Here is a 17,509-nt window from a genome sequence, read left to right as displayed (position 1 = left end):
GCGGAGCATTCCGGTATGAGCAGCATCCCCCTCTCCCTGGTCCGGCGTCTGTGGGGCGCGATCGATGACGGCATCCCCCTGCCGCCCGGTGGCCTGCTGCCCGGCGACGTCGTGCTCGACGGACCCCGCGTGACGCTGCCGGCCGGGTTCGACGTGACCGGTCTCGCCATCGGCGCGGTGGCCTGTGCGACGCTCGCCGCCGCCCAGCTCCTCGCGCTGCGGCACGGCGCCCGCGACGTCCCGGGCGTGCGCGTCGACAGCCGGGAGGCCTCGGCGGCGTTCGCCGCCGAGGGGCGCTTCACGCCCGTCGGATGGGAGCGGCCGCCGCTCTGGGACCCGATCGCCGGCAACTACCGCGCGGCGGACGGCTGGATCCGGCTGCACACCAACTATCCGTCGCACCGCGCCGCGGTCGAGCGCGTGCTCGGCGCGCGCGATCGCGCGACCGTCGAGGAGCGGGTGTCGGCGCTCGCCGCGGAGCGGCTCGAGCAGGCGGTCGTCGCCGCCGGGGGAGCCGCCGCGGCGCTGCGCACGCGCGAGCAGTGGCTCGCGACCGAGGCCGGGGCGGCGACCGCCGCGGCGCCGGCGGTCGCGACGGCCTGGACGCCCGGCGCACGCGTCGCCTCGTGGGCGCCTCGGCCGGAGCTGCCCTTCGCGGGCGTGCGCGTCCTCGACCTCACCCGGGTCATCGCGGGGCCGGTCTGCACGCGGTTCCTCGCCGGGTACGGCGCCGACGTGCTCCGCGTCGACCCGCCGGGCTTCGCGGAGGTGCCGCCGCTCCTGCCCGAGACGACCCTCGGCAAGCGCACCGCGGCCCTCGACCTCGCGACCGCCGCGGGGCGTGCGCGCCTCGACGCCCTCATCGCCGGGGCCGACGTGCTCGTCTGCGGGCTCCGTGCCGGCGCGCTCGAACGGCGGGGCTACTCCGACGAGCGGCTCCGCGCCCTGAACCCGGATCTCGTCGTCGCGCGTCTCAACGCGTACGGATGGTCGGGGCCGTGGCGCGAGCGCCGCGGCTTCGACAGCCTCGTGCAGCTGAGCTGCGGCATCTCCGCGGGCGAGACCGCTCCGGGATCCGCGCCCGGCGCCCTGCCCGTCCAGGCCCTCGACCACGCCACCGGGTGGCTGCTGGGCGCCGCCATCGCGCGGGCCCTCGCCGTGCGCCTCGCCGAACGCAGGGTCGCCACGATCCGCGCCTCGCTCGTCGGCACCGCGAATCTGCTGTTCTCGCTCCCCGTCTCCGACGAGCCGGCCGACCCGCGATCGCTCGACGACGTGCCGCTCGTCGAGCGGATGACCGCATGGGGGCCTGCCCTCGCGACGGGGCCCGCGGCCCGCATCGACGGCGCGCCGCAGGCGTGGGCGCACGAGGCCGGACCGCTCGGTCGTCACGAGGCGGAGTGGCGGTGAGGGACCGCGGCCGCTCGGCGCACCCGGCTACCGTTCGGTCGCGTCGGCGTACATCTCCGGGCAGCCGGCCTCGATGGCGTCGGGGCGGAGCTCGAAGTGCCACGGCTCGTTGGCGTAGATCTGGCAGAGGCCGTACCGCGCGCCGTACGCGATCAGCCAGGAGCTCGCCTCGGCCGGGCCGATGTCGACGGCGGCGCCCGAGACGTGCGACGACGCGCTCGGCTCGGCGACCCAGCGCGCGGCCTCGTCCGCCGATCCGTGCTCCGCGACCGCCTCGCGCAGGAGCCTCTCCTGATAGGCGACGGAACGCCAGCCGCTGTTGACCTCGAGCACGACGCCCTCGTCCGCGGCGTCGTCCGCGGCCTGCCGCAGCGCGGCGAGGAGCGCCGGGTCGAGCTTCGAGATCGCCGGGTACGCGTCGTCGAACGCCGTCACCCCCTCGGGGACGACCCCGTCGGCGGTGCCGACCGCGCGCGCCGACGCCGGCGACGTCGGCACGAGGAGGAACGCGGAGGCGCCGATCGTCAGCGCGGCCAGGCCGGCGAGGACGAGGGCGATCGGCGCGGCGGCGCCGCGCGGGCGGCCGCGGACGGGCGACGACTCGGTGTGGATCATGGCGTCCACGCAACCTGATGCCGCGTTGCCGGCCCGTATGCGGAATCCGATATGCGCGCGATACGCCGCGGTTCGTACGATGTGAGGATGCGGGACGCGGGCGGGGACGGTGGATAGGGCGCCCGGCCTGAGCGCGCGGCTCAAGCTCGCCCTCAGCTACGCGGCCGTCGTCCTCGTCACCGGCGCGCTGCTGCTCGCCGTCGTGTGGGTCTTCCTGCTGCGCTACGTGCCGCCCCACGCGGCCGAGACCGACGGGCCGTTCTTTCCCGGGCGCGACGACCTGATCCGCGCGTTCGCGCCCGCGGCGGCATGGGCGCTCGTCCTCCTCCTCGCCCTGGGACTGCTGGGCGGCTGGCTGCTCGCGGGCCGCATGCTCGCGCCGCTGCGACGGATCACCGCCGCGACGCGCGCGGCCGCGGACGGCGCGCTGTCGCACCGCATCGCGCTGCCCGGGCCGCACGACGAGTTCCGCGAGCTCGCCGACGGCTTCGACGCGATGCTGGCGCAGATCGAGGCGCACGTCGACGAGCAGCGGCGCTTCGCCGCGAACGCGTCGCACGAGCTGCGCACGCCGCTCGCGGTGACGCAGACGCTGCTCGACGTCGCCCTGCAGGACCCCGACCGCGGCGACGCCGAGCTGCTGCGCAGGCTCGCCCTCGTCAACGCGCGCGCGATCGAGCTCACCGAGGCGCTGCTGCTGCTGAGCCGGGCCGACCGCCGCGGCTTCGACCGCGAGCGGGTGGACCTCTCGCTGGTCGCCGAGGAGGCCGCCGAGACGCTGCTCCCGCTCGCGGAGCGACGCGGCGTGACCATCGAGGTGTCGGGCGAGGTCGCCGTCGCGCTCGGCTCGCCCGCGCTGCTGCAGCAGCTCGCCGCGAACCTCGTACACAACGGCATCGTGCACAACGTCTCGGCGGGCGGCACCGTGCAGGTGACGACGCACCCGGGCCGCGAGCGCGCGACGCTCACGGTCCGCAACACCGGCGAGGTGCTGAGCCCCCGGCTCGTCGCGACGCTGACCGAGCCGTTCCAGCGCGGCTCCGAGCGGATCCGCGGCGACCACGCCGGCGTCGGACTGGGGCTCGCGATCGCGAAGAGCATCGTGCGCGCGCACGACGGCACGCTCGATCTGGCGGCGCTCCCCGAGGGCGGGCTGCGGGCGACCGTGACGCTGCCCGCGGCCCCGCGGCCGGGGTCCACGGCATCCCGATGATTGCCCGGGCAGCGCGCGGCTCATAGGATGCGGAGCACCAGCGGGCTCGAAGAGGAGCCCGACGAAGAGTGGAGAATCCCATGAAGTTCTTCCAGAGACTGGGCAGATCGATCATGCTGCCCGTCGCGGTGCTGCCGGTCGCAGCGATCCTGTCCGGCATCAGCTACTGGATCAGTTCGGCCGCCGGCGGCCCGAACGTCGCGTCGGCCTTCCTCGGCGCGGCCGGCGGGGCGCTGCTCGACAACATGCCGCTGCTGTTCGCGATCGGCATCTCGATCGGCATGGCGAACAAGACCGACGGCACGTCGGCGCTCGCCGGACTCGTGTCGTGGCTCACGATGACGACGCTGCTGTCGCCCGCGACGGTGCAGGTGCTGTTCGGCATCGACGACATCTCCGAGGTCAACCCCGCGTTCGGCAAGGTCAACAACGTCTTCGTCGGCATCATCGCCGGCCTCATCGGCGCGTGGTGCTACAACCGCTTCAAGGACACCAAGCTGCCCGACGCGCTGTCGTTCTTCTCGGGCAAGCGCTCCGTGGCCATCGTGACCGCCGGCGCCTCGCTGGTCGCCGCGCTCGTGCTGCTGTTCGTGTGGCCCGTGCTCTACAGCGGCCTCGTGGCGTTCGGCGAATGGATGGTCACGCTCGGCCCCGTCGGCGCCGGCCTCTACGGGTTCTTCAACCGCCTGCTCATCCCGGTCGGCCTGCACCATGCGCTCAACTCGGTGTTCTGGTTCGACGTCGCCGGCATCAACGACCTCGTCAACTTCCAGCAGGGCTCCGCGGGTGCGGGCGTCTTCGGCGTCACGGGGCAGTACATGACCGGCTTCTTCCCCGTCATGATGTTCGGCCTGCCCGGCGCGGCGCTCGCGATGTACATGACCGCCAAGACGACGCGCAAGAAGGTCACCTACGGCATCATGCTGTCGGCCGCCGTCGCCTCGTTCTTCGTCGGCGTCACCGAGCCGCTGGAGTTCGCGTTCATGTTCGTCGCGCCGTGGCTCTACCTGATCCACGCGGTCTTCATGGGCATCTCGCTCACGATCAGCGCGATCCTGCCGACCCGCATGGGCTTCGGCTTCTCGGGCGGCTTCATCGACCTCGTGCTCGGCTGGGTCAACCCGCTCGCGCAGAACCCGTGGATGATCCCGATCATGGGCGTGGCGTGGTTCTTCATCTACTTCTTCACGTTCCGGTTCGTGATCAAGAGGTGGAACCTCAAGACCCCCGGCCGCGAGGACGACGACGGGGCGGACGCCGGAGGAGCCTCCTCGGGCAGCGACTACCACGTGACCGCCGCGGCGTTCATCGACGCCCTCGGCGGCAAGGCGAACATCCTCGACCTCGACAACTGCGCCACCCGCCTGCGCATGGAGATCGACGACCCGTCGAAGATCGACGAGGCCGCCCTGAAGCGCGCCGGAGCGGCCGGCACGATGAAGGCCGGCGGCAAGTCGGTGCAGGTGGTCTACGGGCTCAACGTGCAGTTCGTGAAGGACGCCATGGAGGACGTCATCGCGGGCCGCGTCGCGCCCGAGCGGATCGAGGCCTTCCCCGGCGCCGGGGCGGCGACGACGGGCGCGGTCGCGGGCATGGTCGCCCCGGGCGTCGGCGGGGCGCTGATCGCGGCGGGCGCCGCGCTCGAGGAGAGGGAACGGGCGGAGCAGGCGGCGTCCGGGCGCACGGTGCGGCTGCGCCAGCCCGTCGAGGGCGCCGTCGTGGCGCTCGCCGACGTGCCCGACCCGATGTTCGCGAGCGGCACGATGGGACCGGGCGTCGCGATCGATCCGAGCGGCGACACCGTCGTCGCACCGGCCGACGGCACCGTGGCATCCGTGTTCCCGACGGCCCACGCGATCGGCCTCCGGCTCGACGACGGCACCGAGCTGCTGATCCACGTGGGCATCGACACCGTCGGGCTCAAGGGCACCGGCTTCGAGACGCTCGTCGCGGCGGGGGACGAGGTGGCCGCCGGCACGCCGCTGCTGCGCTTCGACGCCGCCGCGATCCGCGCCGCCGGCCTGTCGGCCGTCACGCCCGTCATCGTGCTGAACGACGAGTCCGCCACGGTCGTCTTCGACTGAGCGTCTCGCCGGTCGGGTGCCCGCGGCTTCGCGTCGCGGGCACCCGACCGGCGAGACCGGCCGCCGTCGCTGGGCGCCCGCGTCGTGCACCGTGCAGGACGTCTTCGCGATCCCGGGCGTGTCGCCGGGCGCTCAGGCCGGCGGGCGCAGAATCTCCTGCACGGTGCACGCCCGGCGCCGTGTCAGCCCTCGACGATCTCGCGCAGCCGCGCGCGCAGCGCGGCACCGCGGTCGGCGAAGCGGCGCTGCCGGCGCACGTACTCGGCCTTGCCGTCGGCCGTCTCGACGGGCACCGGGGAGTAGCCCCAGGCGCGCAGGTCGTAGGGCGACGCGCGCATGTCGAGCTCGCGGATGTCGCGGGCCAGCTCGAACGCGTCGAGCAGCACCTCGCCGGGCACGAGCGGGCCCAGCTTGATCGCCCACTTGTACAGGTCCATGCCCGCGTGCAGGCACCCCGGCTGCTCCTGCGCGCCCTGACCGGCCCGCGTGAGGGGGAGCCGGTTGCGCGGCGCCGCCGCGGGGGTGAAGAACCGGAACGCGTCGAAGTGCGTGCACCGCAGGTCGTGCGCCTCGACCACGGCATCCGTGCCCTCCTGGCCGAGCCGCAGCGGCACGGGATGCCGGTGCTCGCCCTGGCGGTACACCATCGCCCACTCGTGCATGCCGAAGCAGCCGAACGACGCCGGCCGGGCCTGCGTGCCGCGCAGGATCGCCGCGATCTGCGCGATCGGCTCGGCCTTCTCGGCGCGCAGCGCCGCGCCGTCGACGACGAGCGACCGGGGTGCGCCGCCCGGCCGGTACCAGCGCCACGCGGCGCGCGCGTCGTCCGCGGCATCCGCCAGCTCCCGTCCCTCGCCCGGATGCCACCGGCGCAGCACCGCGGGCTTGTACGAGTAGTAGGTGAACAGGAAGTCCTCGACCGGGTGCGGCTCGCCGCGCGCCGCACGGGCGCGATGGCCCGCCGTGAGCGCGTCGGCGCGCTCCCGGTGACGGGCCTCGGCGGCACGCCAGTCGACGGCGACGACGGTGATCACGACGCCGGCTCGATGAGGTCGGGCGTGTCGTTGCGCACGTTGCCGACCGCGCTGCCGACGGCGTAGGCCTCGAGCCCCCGGGCGACGTGCGGCGCGGCGTCGGACGCGGCGTCCAGCAGTCCGGCGGCGTCGTCGGCGTGCGGATCGAGCCACGCGTCGGCGTGGTCGGGGTCGACGAACAGCGGCATCCGGTCGTGGATCGCGCCCAGGTCGCCGACCGCCGCGCGCGTGAGGATCGTGAAGCTCAGCAGCCAGCGCGAGGGATCGTCGCCCGCCTTGGCGGGATCGCGCCACCACTCGTAGAGCCCCGCGAACAGCAGCGGCGCGCCGTCGGCGGGGTGGATGTAGTGCGGCGTCTTCACGCCCTCGCTCGTGTGCCACTCGTAGTAGCCGGATGCCGGGACGATCGCGCGCCGCGAGACGAGCGCCTCGCGGAACGTCGGCTTGCCGGCGGCCTCCTCGGCGCGGGCGTTGATGGCGCGCACGCCCACCGAGACGTCCTTCGCCCACCCGGGCACGAGACCCCAGCGCGCCGCCTCGAGGCGCCGCACCGGCGGCTCGGACTTCGCCGAGTCGAGCACGATCGCGACGCGGTCGGTCGGCGCGACGTTGAACGACGGCGCCGGCAGATCGTCGGCGACGAGGTCGACGCGCAGCACGCCGACCAGCTCCGGCCCCGGCTGGGCGATGACGAACCGACCGCACATCCCTCCAGGGTAGGCGGCCTCACGCGCCGTCGACGACCCCCGCCTCGCGCAGCCGGTCGAGCAGCGCGGCCCCGTCGGGCCCGGTCACCCACGGCACCGACGCGGCGGAGTGGTCGTTGACCGACGTGCGCCCGCCCGCCAGCACGACCTGCGCGGGCGAGAGCCGGCGGATCGCGACGGCCGTGACGTTCTCGGGGAACTCGCTCGTGAACTCCGTGTACAGGTCGTCGTCGTGCTGGCCGTCGTCGCCGATGAGCAGCCACTTCACGCGCGGGAACTCGCCCGCCAGCCGGCGCAGGTTCTCGCGCTTGTGCTCGCGGCCGCTGTGGAACCAGCGATCGTGCGTCGGCCCCCAGTCGGTGAGCAGCAGCGCGCCCTTGGGGAACAGGTGCCGGCGCAGGAAGCGCTGCAGCGTCGGCGCGACGTTCCACGCGCCCGTGGAGAGGTAGATCACGGGCGTGCCGGGCCGGTCGTGCACGATCCGCTCCAGCATGACCGACATGCCGGGAACCGGCTGGCGGGCGCGCTCGTCGACGACGAACGAGTTCCACGCCGCGACGAGCGGCCGCGGGAGGGCCGTCACCATGACGGTGTCGTCGACGTCGGAGATGATGCCGAACGGAACCTCCGCGCCCACGATGAACACGCTCGTCTCGACCGGGTCGGAGCCCTCGACGGACATCGTGATCGGATGCCAGCCCGGCGACAGCCGCGCGGGCAGCACGGTGTCGATCACGCCGCCGCGATCGGCGACGACCTCGTGCACCGTGCCCTCGATGTCGACCCGCACGGGAGCGAAGCCGATCGGCACCGACGCGAAGCTGCGCCATCCGCGCACGGCCGCATCGGCCCCGCGGCGCCGGGTCGGCACGGGCGGCACGATGAGCACGCGCGCGAGCACCCGCACCCAGTCCTCGCCGCCGTAGCCGGGGAACGCGGCGACGGTCGGCCGGTGTCCGCGCCGGCGCGCACGACGTTCGCGCCAGGCATGCAGGCGGTGTTCGAGACGTGCGAGCCAGAGCACCTTGGGAGGGGTCGTCGGCGTGGCCACCGGTTCAGTCTGTCACGTCGTGGTGCTCGGCATCGGGCTCGAGGTGCATGTGCCGCGCCTCGCGCGCGATGATGAAGCGCTTCGCGAGCCACACGAACAGCAGGAACAGCGCGATGACGCCCACGAAGATGTAGCCGGCGTAGTGCAGCTGGTCGGCGAGCTCGCGGTACGTGCCGGCAGCGGCCGCGGCGACCGAGACGTACAGCACCGACCACACGACGCACGCGGGGATCGTCCACGCGAGGAACCGGCGGAACGAGAACCCGCTCATCCCGACGGTGAGCGGCACGAGCGAGTGCAGCACGGGCAGGAACCGCGAGATGAACACCGCCGGGCCTCCGCGACGCTGCAGGTAGAGCTCGGCCCGGCGCCAGTTGTCGTCGCCGATGCGGGCGCCGAGGCGCGACGCGCGGATGCGCGGCCCCAGCCACCGCCCCAGCCAGAAGCCGATGCTCTCGCCCGCGAGCGCGCCGACGACGACGGCGACGCCCAGCAGGACGCCCTCGACGGGCGACGCGACGGCGGTCGCCGCGACGATCACGATCGTGTCGCCGGGAACGATCAGGCCGACCAGGATGCTCGTCTCCAGCATCATCGCGACGCCCGCGAGGATCGTCCTCAGCACGGGATCGACGCTCTGAACGGCATCCAGGATCCAGGAGAGGAAGTCGTTCACCCGACAAGCGTACGGTGCCCGCTACTGTGAATTCCGTGTCTGCTGCACGTGAGGCCCGCCGACTGCCGTCGTGGGTCGACCCGGCGGCGGCGTTCCTGGGCGGACCGGCGCGCGAGCCCCACGCCTTCTGGCTCGACTCGGGGCGCGACGCGACCGGCGGATGGAGCTGGATGGGCGTGGGCGTGCCCGCGCCGGTGCCCCGCCACGTCGTCTGCGAGACGTCGGCAGAGCGGCGCTGGGGCGGTTTCGGCGGCGGCTGGGTCGGCTGGTGCGCCTACGACGACGCGGCCGCCCGTGCCGGGGCGCCCGCGCGGCTCGATGGGCCGGGCGACGCCGGGCTCGCCGTCGCGTGGTTCCTCGCGTTCGACCACGCCCGCCGCGAGACGTGGGTCGTCGCCCCGGCCGGCGAGCTGGACGACGCCGTGCGGCGGGCGGAGGGCTGGGCGGCATCCGCCCCGGCGTCCGCGGGCGCACCGGCGGAGGGCGGGCCCGACGGCGGTCTCACGGCGGTCGCGCGCCACGATCCGCGTGCGTACGCGGCGCTCATCGAGCGCTGCCGCGACGCGATCCGCGCCGGCGACGCCTACCAGCTGTGCCTCACGACGCGGTTCGAGGTGCCGCGGAGCGATGCGGGGGAGGCCGTCGACGCCTACCTGCGGCTGCGCGCGGCGCACCCGACCCACCACGGCGGGCTCGTCCGCGTCGGCGACCGCGTGCTGCTGAGCGCGAGCCCCGAGCGGTTCCTGCAGATCGGGGGCGGCACCGTGCGCACCTCGCCGATCAAGGGGACGCGGCCGCGCGGCACCGATCCGCAGGACGACGCGCGCCAGGCGCGCGAGCTGCTCGAGAGCGTCAAGGAGCGCGCCGAGAACGTGATGATCGTCGACCTCATGCGCAACGACCTGCAGCGCGTGTGCGCGCCCGGCAGCGTCACGGTCGAGCGGCTGCTGCACGTGGAGTCGTACCCCGCCGTGCACCAGCTCGTCAGCACCGTCGCCGGCGCCCTCCTGCCGGGCGTGCGCATCGGCGACGTGCTGGATGCCGCGTTCCCCGCCGGGAGCATGACGGGCGCCCCGAAGCGGTCGGCCATGACGATCCTGCACCGCCTGGAGGGCGCGCCGCGCGGCGTCTACGCCGGCTGCTTCGGGTGGATCGGCGACGACGGCGGCGCCGACCTGGCGATGGTGATCCGCTCGATCGTGTACGAGGCGGACTCCGTCTCGGTCGGCGCCGGCGGCGGCATCACCTGGCGCTCCGAGGCCGCCGCCGAGGTCGCCGAGGTCGCCGTCAAGGCGCGCGGACCGCTCGCCGCGATCGGCGCCCGGCTGCCTCGGGAGTGGTCAGACGGCGTCGGGTAGCCTAAAAGGGCGAGTTCTCGCGTCTCACTCTCCTCATCACGATGGGATACCCGTGTCCATGACGACCAGCGAAATCGCCGCCGAGGGCGGCGCCTTCGATCCGCACGCCATCCAGCAGAAGTGGCAGGCGCTCTGGGCCGAGCACGACCCGTTCCGCGCCGGCGGCGACGAGGACACCCGGCCGCGCAAGTACGTGCTGGCGATGTTCCCGTACCCGTCGGGCGACCTGCACATGGGCCACGCCGAGAACTACCTCTACTCCGACATCGTCGCGCGGTTCTGGCGGCACCGCGGCTACAACGTGCTCAACCCCATCGGCTGGGACAGCTTCGGCCTGCCCGCCGAGAACGCGGCGATCAAGCGCGGTGCGGACCCGCGCGAGTGGACCTACCAGAACATCGACCAGCAGAAGGCGAGCCTCAAGCAGTACGGCGTCTCGTTCGACTGGTCGCGGGTGCTGCACACGAGCGACCCGGAGTACTACCGGTGGAACCAGTGGCTGTTCCAGCGCCTCTACGACCGCGGGCTCGCCTATCGCAAGGAGAGCCCCGTCAACTGGTGCCCCGCCGACCAGACGGTGCTCGCCAACGAGCAGGTCGTCGACGGCCACTGCGAGCGCTGCGGCGCCGAGGTGACGAAGAAGAAGCTCACGCAGTGGTACTTCCGCATCACGCAGTACGCCGACCGCCTGCTCGACGACCTCAACCAGCTCGAGGGCTTCTGGCCGCACAAGGTGCTGCAGATGCAGCGCAACTGGATCGGCCGCTCGGTCGGCGCCGACATCGACTTCGAGATCGAGGGCCGGGACGAGAAGGTCACCGTGTTCTCGACGCGCCCCGACACGCTGCACGGCGCGACGTTCTTCGTCGTCGCGCCCGACAGCGACCTGGCGTCCGAGCTCGCGGCGGGCGCCTCCGCCGAGGTGCAGGAGCGCTTCCGGGGCTACCTGGAGACGGTGCAGAAGACGAGCGAGATCGACCGTCAGACCGCCGACCGCCCCAAGACGGGCGTGTTCCTCGAGCGCTACGCGGTCAACCCCATCAACGGCGAGCGGCTGCCGATCTGGGCGGCCGACTACGTGCTGGCCGACTACGGCCACGGCGCGGTCATGGCCGTGCCCGCCCACGACCAGCGCGACCTCGACTTCGCGCGCGCCTTCGGCCTGCCGGTGAAGGTCGTCGTCGACACGCTGGCGCCGCTGACCGGCGCGATCCCGGTGATCGAGCTCGACGAGAACGGCGTGCCGATCGACCCGGCATCCGCCGGCGCCGACGACGTCGACCCCGCGAAGACGGGCGTCGCGCTCACGGGCGAGGGGCGCATGATCAACTCGGGCTCGCTGAACGGCCTGAGCAAGCGCAACGCGATCGCGCGCGCGATCGAGCAGCTCGAGGCGGGCGGCGCGGGGCGCGCGGCGAAGAACTACCGCCTGCGCGACTGGCTGATCTCGCGCCAGCGGTTCTGGGGCACGCCCATCCCCATGGTGCACACGTCCGACGGACGCATCGTGCCCGTGCCCGACGACCGGCTGCCGGTCGAGCTGCCCTCGATCACGGGCCTCGACCTCACGCCGAAGGGCACGTCGCCCCTCGGCGGCGCGTCGGAGTGGGTCGCGACGACAGACCCCGAGACCGGCGAGCCCGCGCTGCGCGACCCCGACACGATGGACACCTTCGTGGACAGCTCGTGGTACTTCCTGCGCTTCCTGTCGCCGGGCAGCGCCGCGGAGGCGTTCTCGCCCGCGGAGGCCGACAAGTGGGGTCCCGTGGACTTCTACATCGGCGGCGTGGAGCACGCGATCCTGCACCTGCTGTACGCGCGCTTCATCACGAAGGCGCTGTTCGACATGGGCCTCGTCGAGTTCACCGAGCCGTTCTCCAGCCTCATCAACCAGGGCATGGTCATCCTCAACGGCGCGAAGATGTCGAAGAGCAAGGGCAACCTGGTGCTGTTCCAGGAGGAGCTCGAGCAGCACGGCGCCGACGCGCTGCGCGTCGCGCTCGCCTTCGCGGGGCCCGTCGAGGACGACAAGGACTGGGCCGACGTGTCGACGACCGGCGCCGCCAAGTTCCTCGCCCGCGCGCTGCGCGTCGCCTCCGAGGTCACGAGCGCCCCCGACGCCGTGTGGGCCGAGGGCGACGTCGCGCTGCGGCGCGTGACGCACCGGCTGTGGGCCGACGTGCACGGGCTCGTCGAGCAGACGAAGTTCAACGTCGTCGTCGCCCGCCTGATGGAGCTCGTCAACGCGATCCGCAAGACGATCGACACGGGCCCCGGCGCCGGCGACCCCGCCGTGCGCGAGGCCGCCGAGGCCGTCGCGATGGTGCTCGACCTGTTCGCCCCGCACACGGCGGAGGAGATGTGGGCGAAGCTCGGGTACGCGCCGTTCGTCGGCCTCGTCTCGTGGCGTCAGCCCGACGCGACGCTGCTCGTGGAGGAGAGCGTGACCGCGGTCGTGCAGGTCAACGGCAAGGTGCGCGGCACGCTGCAGGTGCCCGCGAAGATCTCCAGCGAGGAGCTCGAGGCCGTCGCCCGCGCCGACGAGAAGGTGCGCCGTTCGCTCGGCGACCGCGAGATCACCCGCGTCGTCGTCCGCGCCCCCAAGGTCGTCAGCTTCACCGTCGCCTAGCGGCCCCGTGCTCGCGGCATCCCCTCGTCTTTTTCTCGCGAGGGTGCCAGTTGTTCTCGCGAGGGTGCCAGTTGTTCCCGCGAGGGTGCTCTCGAAAGCACCCTCGGCGAGATAATTAGCACCCTTGCGCCGGTGTTCGGGTGTGTTCGCCGCCTCGTCCCCAGTGTGTGACCCGGCGGATCTGTCCACCGATCGCTCGGTTCGCGCTCCGCGGCACGGGCGCGGGTGCGAGGCTGCCCGTGTGGACCCCGTCGACCCGCCGCCCGCGCCGCGACCGCGCCGCACCGTCGGCCTGGGCGCGGCGATCGTGCTCGTGCTCGCCGCCGCTGCCGCCACGGTCGCGATCGGCGTCGTGCGCACGGCATCCGCGCCGGCCGAGGAGGTCGTCGCGGTCGAGATCCGCGCCACGGCGGCGCCCGTGTACGTGCACGTGCACGGGCAGGTCGTGAGTCCCGGCCTCTACCGGCTCGACGAGGGTGCGCGCGTGGTCGACGTCGTCGCGGCGGCGGGCGGCATGACGGATGCCGCGGACGCGGCCGCCGTGAACCTGGCGCGGGCACTGAGCGACGGCGAGCAGCTGTACGTGCCGGCCGTCGGCGAGGTGCCACCGCCATCGGCCGCGGCTGCGGGGGAGGCCGACGGTCGCGTGAACCTCAACACGGCCGACGCGGCGGCGCTCGACACGCTTCCACGCGTCGGCCCCGCGATCGCGGCCCGGATCATCCAGTGGCGTGACGAGAACGGGCCGTTCACGAGCGTGGAGGATCTGCTCGCGGTCTCGGGCATCGGCGAGAAGATGCTCGAGGGCCTGCGCGACCTGGTGGTGCTGTGAGAGCGGGTATGAAGTCTGTGGCGATGAGTGCGACGCTCTTGACCATGAGGAGGAAGATGAGCGCGACCGGGTTCGACCAGGACCCGCTGGACCGGCTGATTCGTGCGGGTCTCGCGACTCCTCCCCGTCGAGCAACGCGCCGCACGGACTTCTTTCCGAGCATCGATGTGGACGTGGAGCTCGGCGCCATGCTGGAGGCTGACCGGCGTCGTCTCGACGGCTGACGGCACTACCCGGTACATCGCCTCATCCGCCGAGCTGGCGTATGCGGTCTTGAGCGGCGTGGAACCCAGCCGCTTCTGATCTCTGCGGGCGCTGCCAGTGGAGGCGATCACGGAGTTGACACGCCTCCGCGCGTCCTGCAATATGGATGTGGCATCCAAGTGATGTGTGCCGACAGGACGATACTGATGCTGGGGGGCATGGTGTTCGGGAAGTTCGCGGTCGGTATCTTCGTCTCGCCGCCGACATCGGTCGTGGCGACAGAACTCGATGCCGGAGTGGTGACGCTTTCTTGCGCGCCCGGTGGCGGGCGTAACTGTGGCCATATCGATTTCACGCACGAAGGACGCGTCTCCCACGGCGACGGAATTCTCTGCTCCTGATGGCGGGCGAGGTTCTTGTGCGTTCGCAGAGTCTTTGCATCGGACGGTTCCCCGCGCTCTGCGCCGCGGTGGTCATCCTTGTGTTCGGGCTCGTGGGTTGTTCTGCGACAGAGAGGGCATCCGTCGATGGGACGATTGCCGACTCGCTGCAGGACCTCTTCGAGCAGTCGCTGAGGGATGATTCGCTCACGGACTTTGAACGGGATGTGCTCACGGGAGCAACCGAGTCGGGGCGCATAAAGCAGAGCGAGTATCTCATGGGAATCGACTTGTATCTTGATTGCATGTCTGATCAGGGATATACAATTTCGACTGCGCAGTTTGTCAGTGGTGCCGTTGAGCTGAAACCTCCGTTGGTTGACGATGTCGATGCGTTGATGCGCGCCGACATGGATTGCATGGCGGCAACGGCCGGGAACGTGATCATGCTGTTCGAGATACAGCAGGGAAATCCGCACCTTTATGCGGACCCTGCGCGCGTCGCGTACGCGTGTCTGGAATCAGCAGGGCTCGCCGGCGGTGATGTCACCGTCGATGCGACGCGAGGCTTCTTGGAACGCGGAATGCGAAGCAACCCGCCCTTCGACGTGCAGGATCCGCAGGTGAAATCCTGCTTCTACGGGGCGGGCATGAACTACGACATCATCGAGGATGAGTGAGGGGCGCGGGGCGACAGCGCGGGCCTGGACGCTCCGGGGCCTCGCCGCTCTCGCCGTGACCGCGGTCTCGTGCGGTGCGTTGCTGGCCCTCAGCCTGTCGCCGGCCGAGCCGTCGAACCTCGCGAAGCCGCCGAGGGCCGAGGCGTACCCCGTGGCATCCACCTCGTATCGCGACCAGAGGACCGTGGCGCTCCAGCCCGTGACCGGCCCGGCGACGACGCTCACGGTGGCGGGCGGCGGTACCGTGACGGAGCTCACGTGTGCCGTGGGTCAGCCGCTGGCGAACGGCAGCGTCGTGATGCGGCTGGACAATGCGCCGGTGGTGGCACTGGCCGCGGTGCAGCCCCTGTTCCGCGACCTGAGCCTCGGCGACGAGGGCGACGACGTCGAGGCGCTCAGGGGTGCGCTCGCGGCGCTGGGGTACCCGTCCGGTTCGGAGGGGCGATTCGATTCGGAGCTGGCCGACGCGGTGCAGCAGTTCCAGACCGACCATGATCTCGACCCGGCGGACGGCAGGTTCCGCGTGTCGACCGTCCTGCGCGTTCCCGGGGAGACGACGGTGCGCGCACGCTGCGACCTGACCATCGGACAGACGGTCGGGCCTGGGGCACCGTTCGGGAGCACGGCGGGCGCCCTGCAGGCGCTGCAGATCGTGGACCCCGGCACCTCGGCGCCGATGCCCGGCGACAGGACCGTGCGCGTCGCTGGCATCGACGCGACGATCTCGGAAGGGGCGGTCCTCGATCCGGAGCAGCTCGCGAAGATCGCCGCGTCGCCGGGGTTCTCGCTCACGTCGCAAGCGGGCCAGGCCTCGGGGCTGACGGGCCTCACGTCGCTCCTGGAGCCGGTCGACGTCGTGGCGGTGCCGCCCGGGGCATTGTTCGACGTGCAGGACGCTGCCGCATGCGTGCCGCGCCGATGCCGAGCGCGAAGCACGCGTCGTGCTGCGGCGCTTCGGCATCGAGAGGCTCGGCGCACGGCCGTTCCGCTCCCTCTCCGGAGGCGAGGCGCAACGGCTCATGCTCGCCAGGGCGCTCGCGACGCGCGCCGACCTGCTCCTCGTGGACGAGCCGACCGCGCAGCTCGACCGCGCCTCCGCGCAGACCGTCAACGCCGTCCTGGCAGGCCTGGCATCCGAGGGCGCCATCGTCGTCATCGCCACGCACGACCACGACACGATGGCCGCGTGCTCTCACACCCTTGATCTTTCGCGCGCATCGAGCGCGGTCGCCGCGGTGAGCCGATGAGGGCCTCCTTCCTCATCCAGGAGGCGGTGCGGAACGCCCTCACCGGCACAGCGCGCGCCGGAGCGATGTTCGCGGTCGCGATCGTCGCGACCGGCGCCGTTCTCGCCGCCGACATCGCGACGATCGGGGGCATCGACGCCCGCGCCCGCGAGTACCGTGCGTCAGCCGCCGCGATCCGCATCCTCGTCGCCGACAGCGCCGTCTCCCCGGCCGCGTGCGATCGCCTCGGCGAGCTCCCGGGCTTCACGGGCGCCGGCGCGGTGACACCGCTCGATCCGGTTCAGCTGCCCGCGCTCGGTGCGCTCAGCATTCCGCACTACGAGGTCACCGACGGCGTGGCCGATCTTCTCGGGATCCCGGTGACGGGGGAGGCCGGAGTGTACCTATCAGATGCCCTCGCGGAGACCTGGGGCGTGGATGCCGGAGCGACGCTCGCCCTCTCGCAGGCCGAGGTCGCGGTTCTGGACACGTTCGCCTACCCCGAGGAAGACGGGCGCGACCCGCGACTGGCGAGCGCCATCGTGACGATCGGCACGCCGGAGACGGCGTCGGAGTGCTGGGCGGAGGTGTGGCCGACCGACCCCTCGCGCGACGCGGTGCTGCGCTCCGCGCTCATCCCGGGCGCCGCCGCGGCGAAGGACGCACGCACGACCTCGGCGAACCCCGCGCGAGGGCCGGGCTTCGACGGACAGAGGGAGTTCGCCGACCGTCCGACCCGGTTCGCCGTCGCCTCCCTCGGGCTCGTGTTCGCCGTCGTCGCCGCCGCGGGCACGCGGAGACGCCGGCTCGAGCTCGCGAGCAACCTCCACGCCGGAGCACGGCATCGTGATCTGGTCGCGATCACGGTCGCCGAGACGGTGTTCTGGGCAGTGCCCGCAGGCCTCCTCGCCATGGCTGCGAGCGGCTGGGCGACGCACCTGCTGCTCGGCCGGGACGAGGGGATCGGGTCCTCGCCCTATGCCGCCACGATCGCGATCGCCGTCGTGAGCGCGATCCTCGGCGCGCTCGTCCCCGTCGTCCCGCTGAGGGAGTCGACGCTCTTTCAGCGGTTCAAGGAGCGCGCGTAGCCCTCGCCGCACTGCTCTCGCCGCACGGGGCTTCTCGCAACGGGGCTTCTCACAACTGGGCTTTTCGCATGGCGCGATCGCTCACGGAGACGGCATCGGGATCGCGGGCGCTCGTCGTCGCCTCCGCACCGCGGCATCCGGCAACGAGCGACCGCCTTCTCGGGCGGCCCGAGGTCGTGGGCCGTCGTGGTCGCGTCATGCAGGAGGAGGCGGCCATGACTGCCCATGACCTCATCGCCTCGTCCACAATGACGTCGACGAGCGATCTGTCCACCGATCGCGGCTGACGGTGACGGCGTGCGCGGTGGCGGTGAGAGCCTGC

At 72.5% G+C, this 17,509-nt stretch carries 17 protein-coding genes and 1 pseudogene; 13 read left to right on the top strand and 5 right to left on the bottom strand.

Features of this window, described 5'->3' with window-relative positions; genetic code table 11:
* Window positions 1-15 precede the first annotated feature (15 nt).
* Window positions 16-1,410 (top strand): CoA transferase, encoded by a 1,395-nt coding sequence (locus AOA12_RS11565; RefSeq protein WP_054682892.1) that lies wholly within the window; start codon window positions 16-18, stop codon window positions 1,408-1,410.
* A gap of 27 nt (window positions 1,411-1,437) precedes the next feature.
* On the opposite strand, the gene AOA12_RS11560 is transcribed toward AOA12_RS11565, so the two are convergent.
* Window positions 1,438-2,025 carry a M15 family metallopeptidase gene (locus tag AOA12_RS11560; protein ID WP_054682890.1) on the bottom strand — a complete coding sequence of 196 codons (588 nt, stop codon included), beginning with the start codon at window positions 2,023-2,025 and terminating at the stop codon, window positions 1,438-1,440.
* 109 nt (window positions 2,026-2,134) lie between these two features.
* Here AOA12_RS11560 and AOA12_RS11555 point away from each other — a divergent pair, with 109 nt between their 5' ends.
* Both AOA12_RS11555 and nagE read left to right on the top strand, forming a co-directional pair.
* Window positions 2,135-3,238 carry a sensor histidine kinase gene (locus AOA12_RS11555; RefSeq protein WP_054682889.1) on the top strand — a complete coding sequence of 368 codons (1,104 nt, stop codon included), beginning with the start codon at window positions 2,135-2,137 and terminating at the stop codon, window positions 3,236-3,238.
* Window positions 3,239-3,318: 80 nt separating this feature from the next.
* Window positions 3,319-5,322, top strand: coding sequence for an N-acetylglucosamine-specific PTS transporter subunit IIBC (gene nagE, locus AOA12_RS11550; RefSeq protein ID WP_054682886.1), 2,004 nt, complete (start codon window positions 3,319-3,321; stop codon window positions 5,320-5,322).
* 182 nt (window positions 5,323-5,504) lie between these two features.
* On the opposite strand, the gene AOA12_RS11545 is transcribed toward nagE, so the two are convergent.
* The 4 genes from AOA12_RS11545 to AOA12_RS11530 are packed head-to-tail and all read right to left on the bottom strand — an operon-like array spanning window position 5,505 to window position 8,790.
* Window positions 5,505-6,356, bottom strand: a complete 852-nt coding sequence (locus AOA12_RS11545) for a hypothetical protein (protein WP_054682884.1) — start codon at window positions 6,354-6,356, stop codon at window positions 5,505-5,507.
* A complete protein-coding gene (locus AOA12_RS11540; protein WP_054682882.1) occupies window positions 6,353-7,063 on the bottom strand; it encodes an SOS response-associated peptidase in 711 nt (236 codons plus the stop codon). Before AOA12_RS11540 ends, AOA12_RS11545 begins: the two co-directional genes overlap by 4 nt.
* Before the next feature lie 19 nt (window positions 7,064-7,082).
* Entirely contained in the window at window positions 7,083-8,114 is a 1,032-nt protein-coding gene (locus AOA12_RS11535) for an App1 family protein (RefSeq protein WP_054682880.1), read from the bottom strand.
* A gap of 4 nt (window positions 8,115-8,118) precedes the next feature.
* Window positions 8,119-8,790: a DedA family protein gene (locus AOA12_RS11530; protein ID WP_054682878.1), complete on the bottom strand. Its 672-nt coding sequence runs from the start codon at window positions 8,788-8,790 to the stop codon at window positions 8,119-8,121.
* Window positions 8,791-8,825: 35 nt separating this feature from the next.
* Here AOA12_RS11530 and AOA12_RS11525 point away from each other — a divergent pair, with 35 nt between their 5' ends.
* The 10 genes and pseudogenes from AOA12_RS11525 (at window position 8,826) to AOA12_RS11480 (ending at window position 17,474) form a co-directional block, all read left to right on the top strand.
* On the top strand, window positions 8,826-10,148 hold the full coding sequence (locus AOA12_RS11525) for an anthranilate synthase component I family protein (protein ID WP_054682877.1): 1,323 nt from the start codon (window positions 8,826-8,828) through the stop codon (window positions 10,146-10,148).
* A 58-nt stretch (window positions 10,149-10,206) separates the two neighbouring features.
* A complete protein-coding gene (gene leuS / locus AOA12_RS11520) occupies window positions 10,207-12,777 on the top strand; it encodes a leucine--tRNA ligase (protein ID WP_082406187.1) in 2,571 nt (856 codons plus the stop codon).
* Window positions 12,778-13,018: 241 nt separating this feature from the next.
* Window positions 13,019-13,609 (top strand): ComEA family DNA-binding protein, encoded by a 591-nt coding sequence (locus AOA12_RS11515; RefSeq protein WP_054682873.1) that lies wholly within the window; start codon window positions 13,019-13,021, stop codon window positions 13,607-13,609.
* A gap of 56 nt (window positions 13,610-13,665) precedes the next feature.
* Window positions 13,666-13,833, top strand: a complete 168-nt coding sequence (locus AOA12_RS11510) for a hypothetical protein (protein ID WP_156366479.1) — start codon at window positions 13,666-13,668, stop codon at window positions 13,831-13,833.
* Between the two features lie 186 nt (window positions 13,834-14,019).
* Complete coding sequence (locus AOA12_RS11505; RefSeq protein WP_156366478.1) at window positions 14,020-14,214, top strand: hypothetical protein; 195 nt, start codon at window positions 14,020-14,022, stop codon at window positions 14,212-14,214.
* The gene (locus AOA12_RS11500; protein WP_054682866.1) at window positions 14,214-14,873 is read left to right on the top strand and encodes a hypothetical protein; all 660 of its coding nucleotides are present in this window, start codon (window positions 14,214-14,216) and stop codon (window positions 14,871-14,873) included. The genes AOA12_RS11505 and AOA12_RS11500 overlap by 1 nt, the downstream gene beginning before the upstream one ends.
* Window positions 14,866-15,378: pseudogene (locus AOA12_RS24165) on the top strand (peptidoglycan-binding domain-containing protein); the annotation flags it as partial. The gene AOA12_RS11500 and the pseudogene AOA12_RS24165, both read left to right, overlap by 8 nt.
* Window positions 15,379-15,769: 391 nt before the next feature.
* A complete protein-coding gene (locus AOA12_RS23615; protein WP_197281164.1) occupies window positions 15,770-16,120 on the top strand; it encodes an ATP-binding cassette domain-containing protein in 351 nt (116 codons plus the stop codon).
* Complete coding sequence (locus tag AOA12_RS11485) at window positions 16,117-17,187, top strand: hypothetical protein (protein ID WP_054682860.1); 1,071 nt, start codon at window positions 16,117-16,119, stop codon at window positions 17,185-17,187. Before AOA12_RS23615 ends, AOA12_RS11485 begins: the two co-directional genes overlap by 4 nt.
* A 68-nt stretch (window positions 17,188-17,255) precedes the next feature.
* On the top strand, window positions 17,256-17,474 hold the full coding sequence (locus AOA12_RS11480; RefSeq protein ID WP_054682857.1) for a hypothetical protein: 219 nt from the start codon (window positions 17,256-17,258) through the stop codon (window positions 17,472-17,474).
* Window positions 17,475-17,509: the final 35 nt, after the last annotated feature.

The organism is Microbacterium sp. No. 7 (assembly GCF_001314225.1).
Classification (GTDB): domain Bacteria; phylum Actinomycetota; class Actinomycetes; order Actinomycetales; family Microbacteriaceae; genus Microbacterium.
The sequence above is the reverse complement of the archived record's forward strand: the minus strand, read 5'-3'. Positions and strand labels throughout refer to the sequence as shown.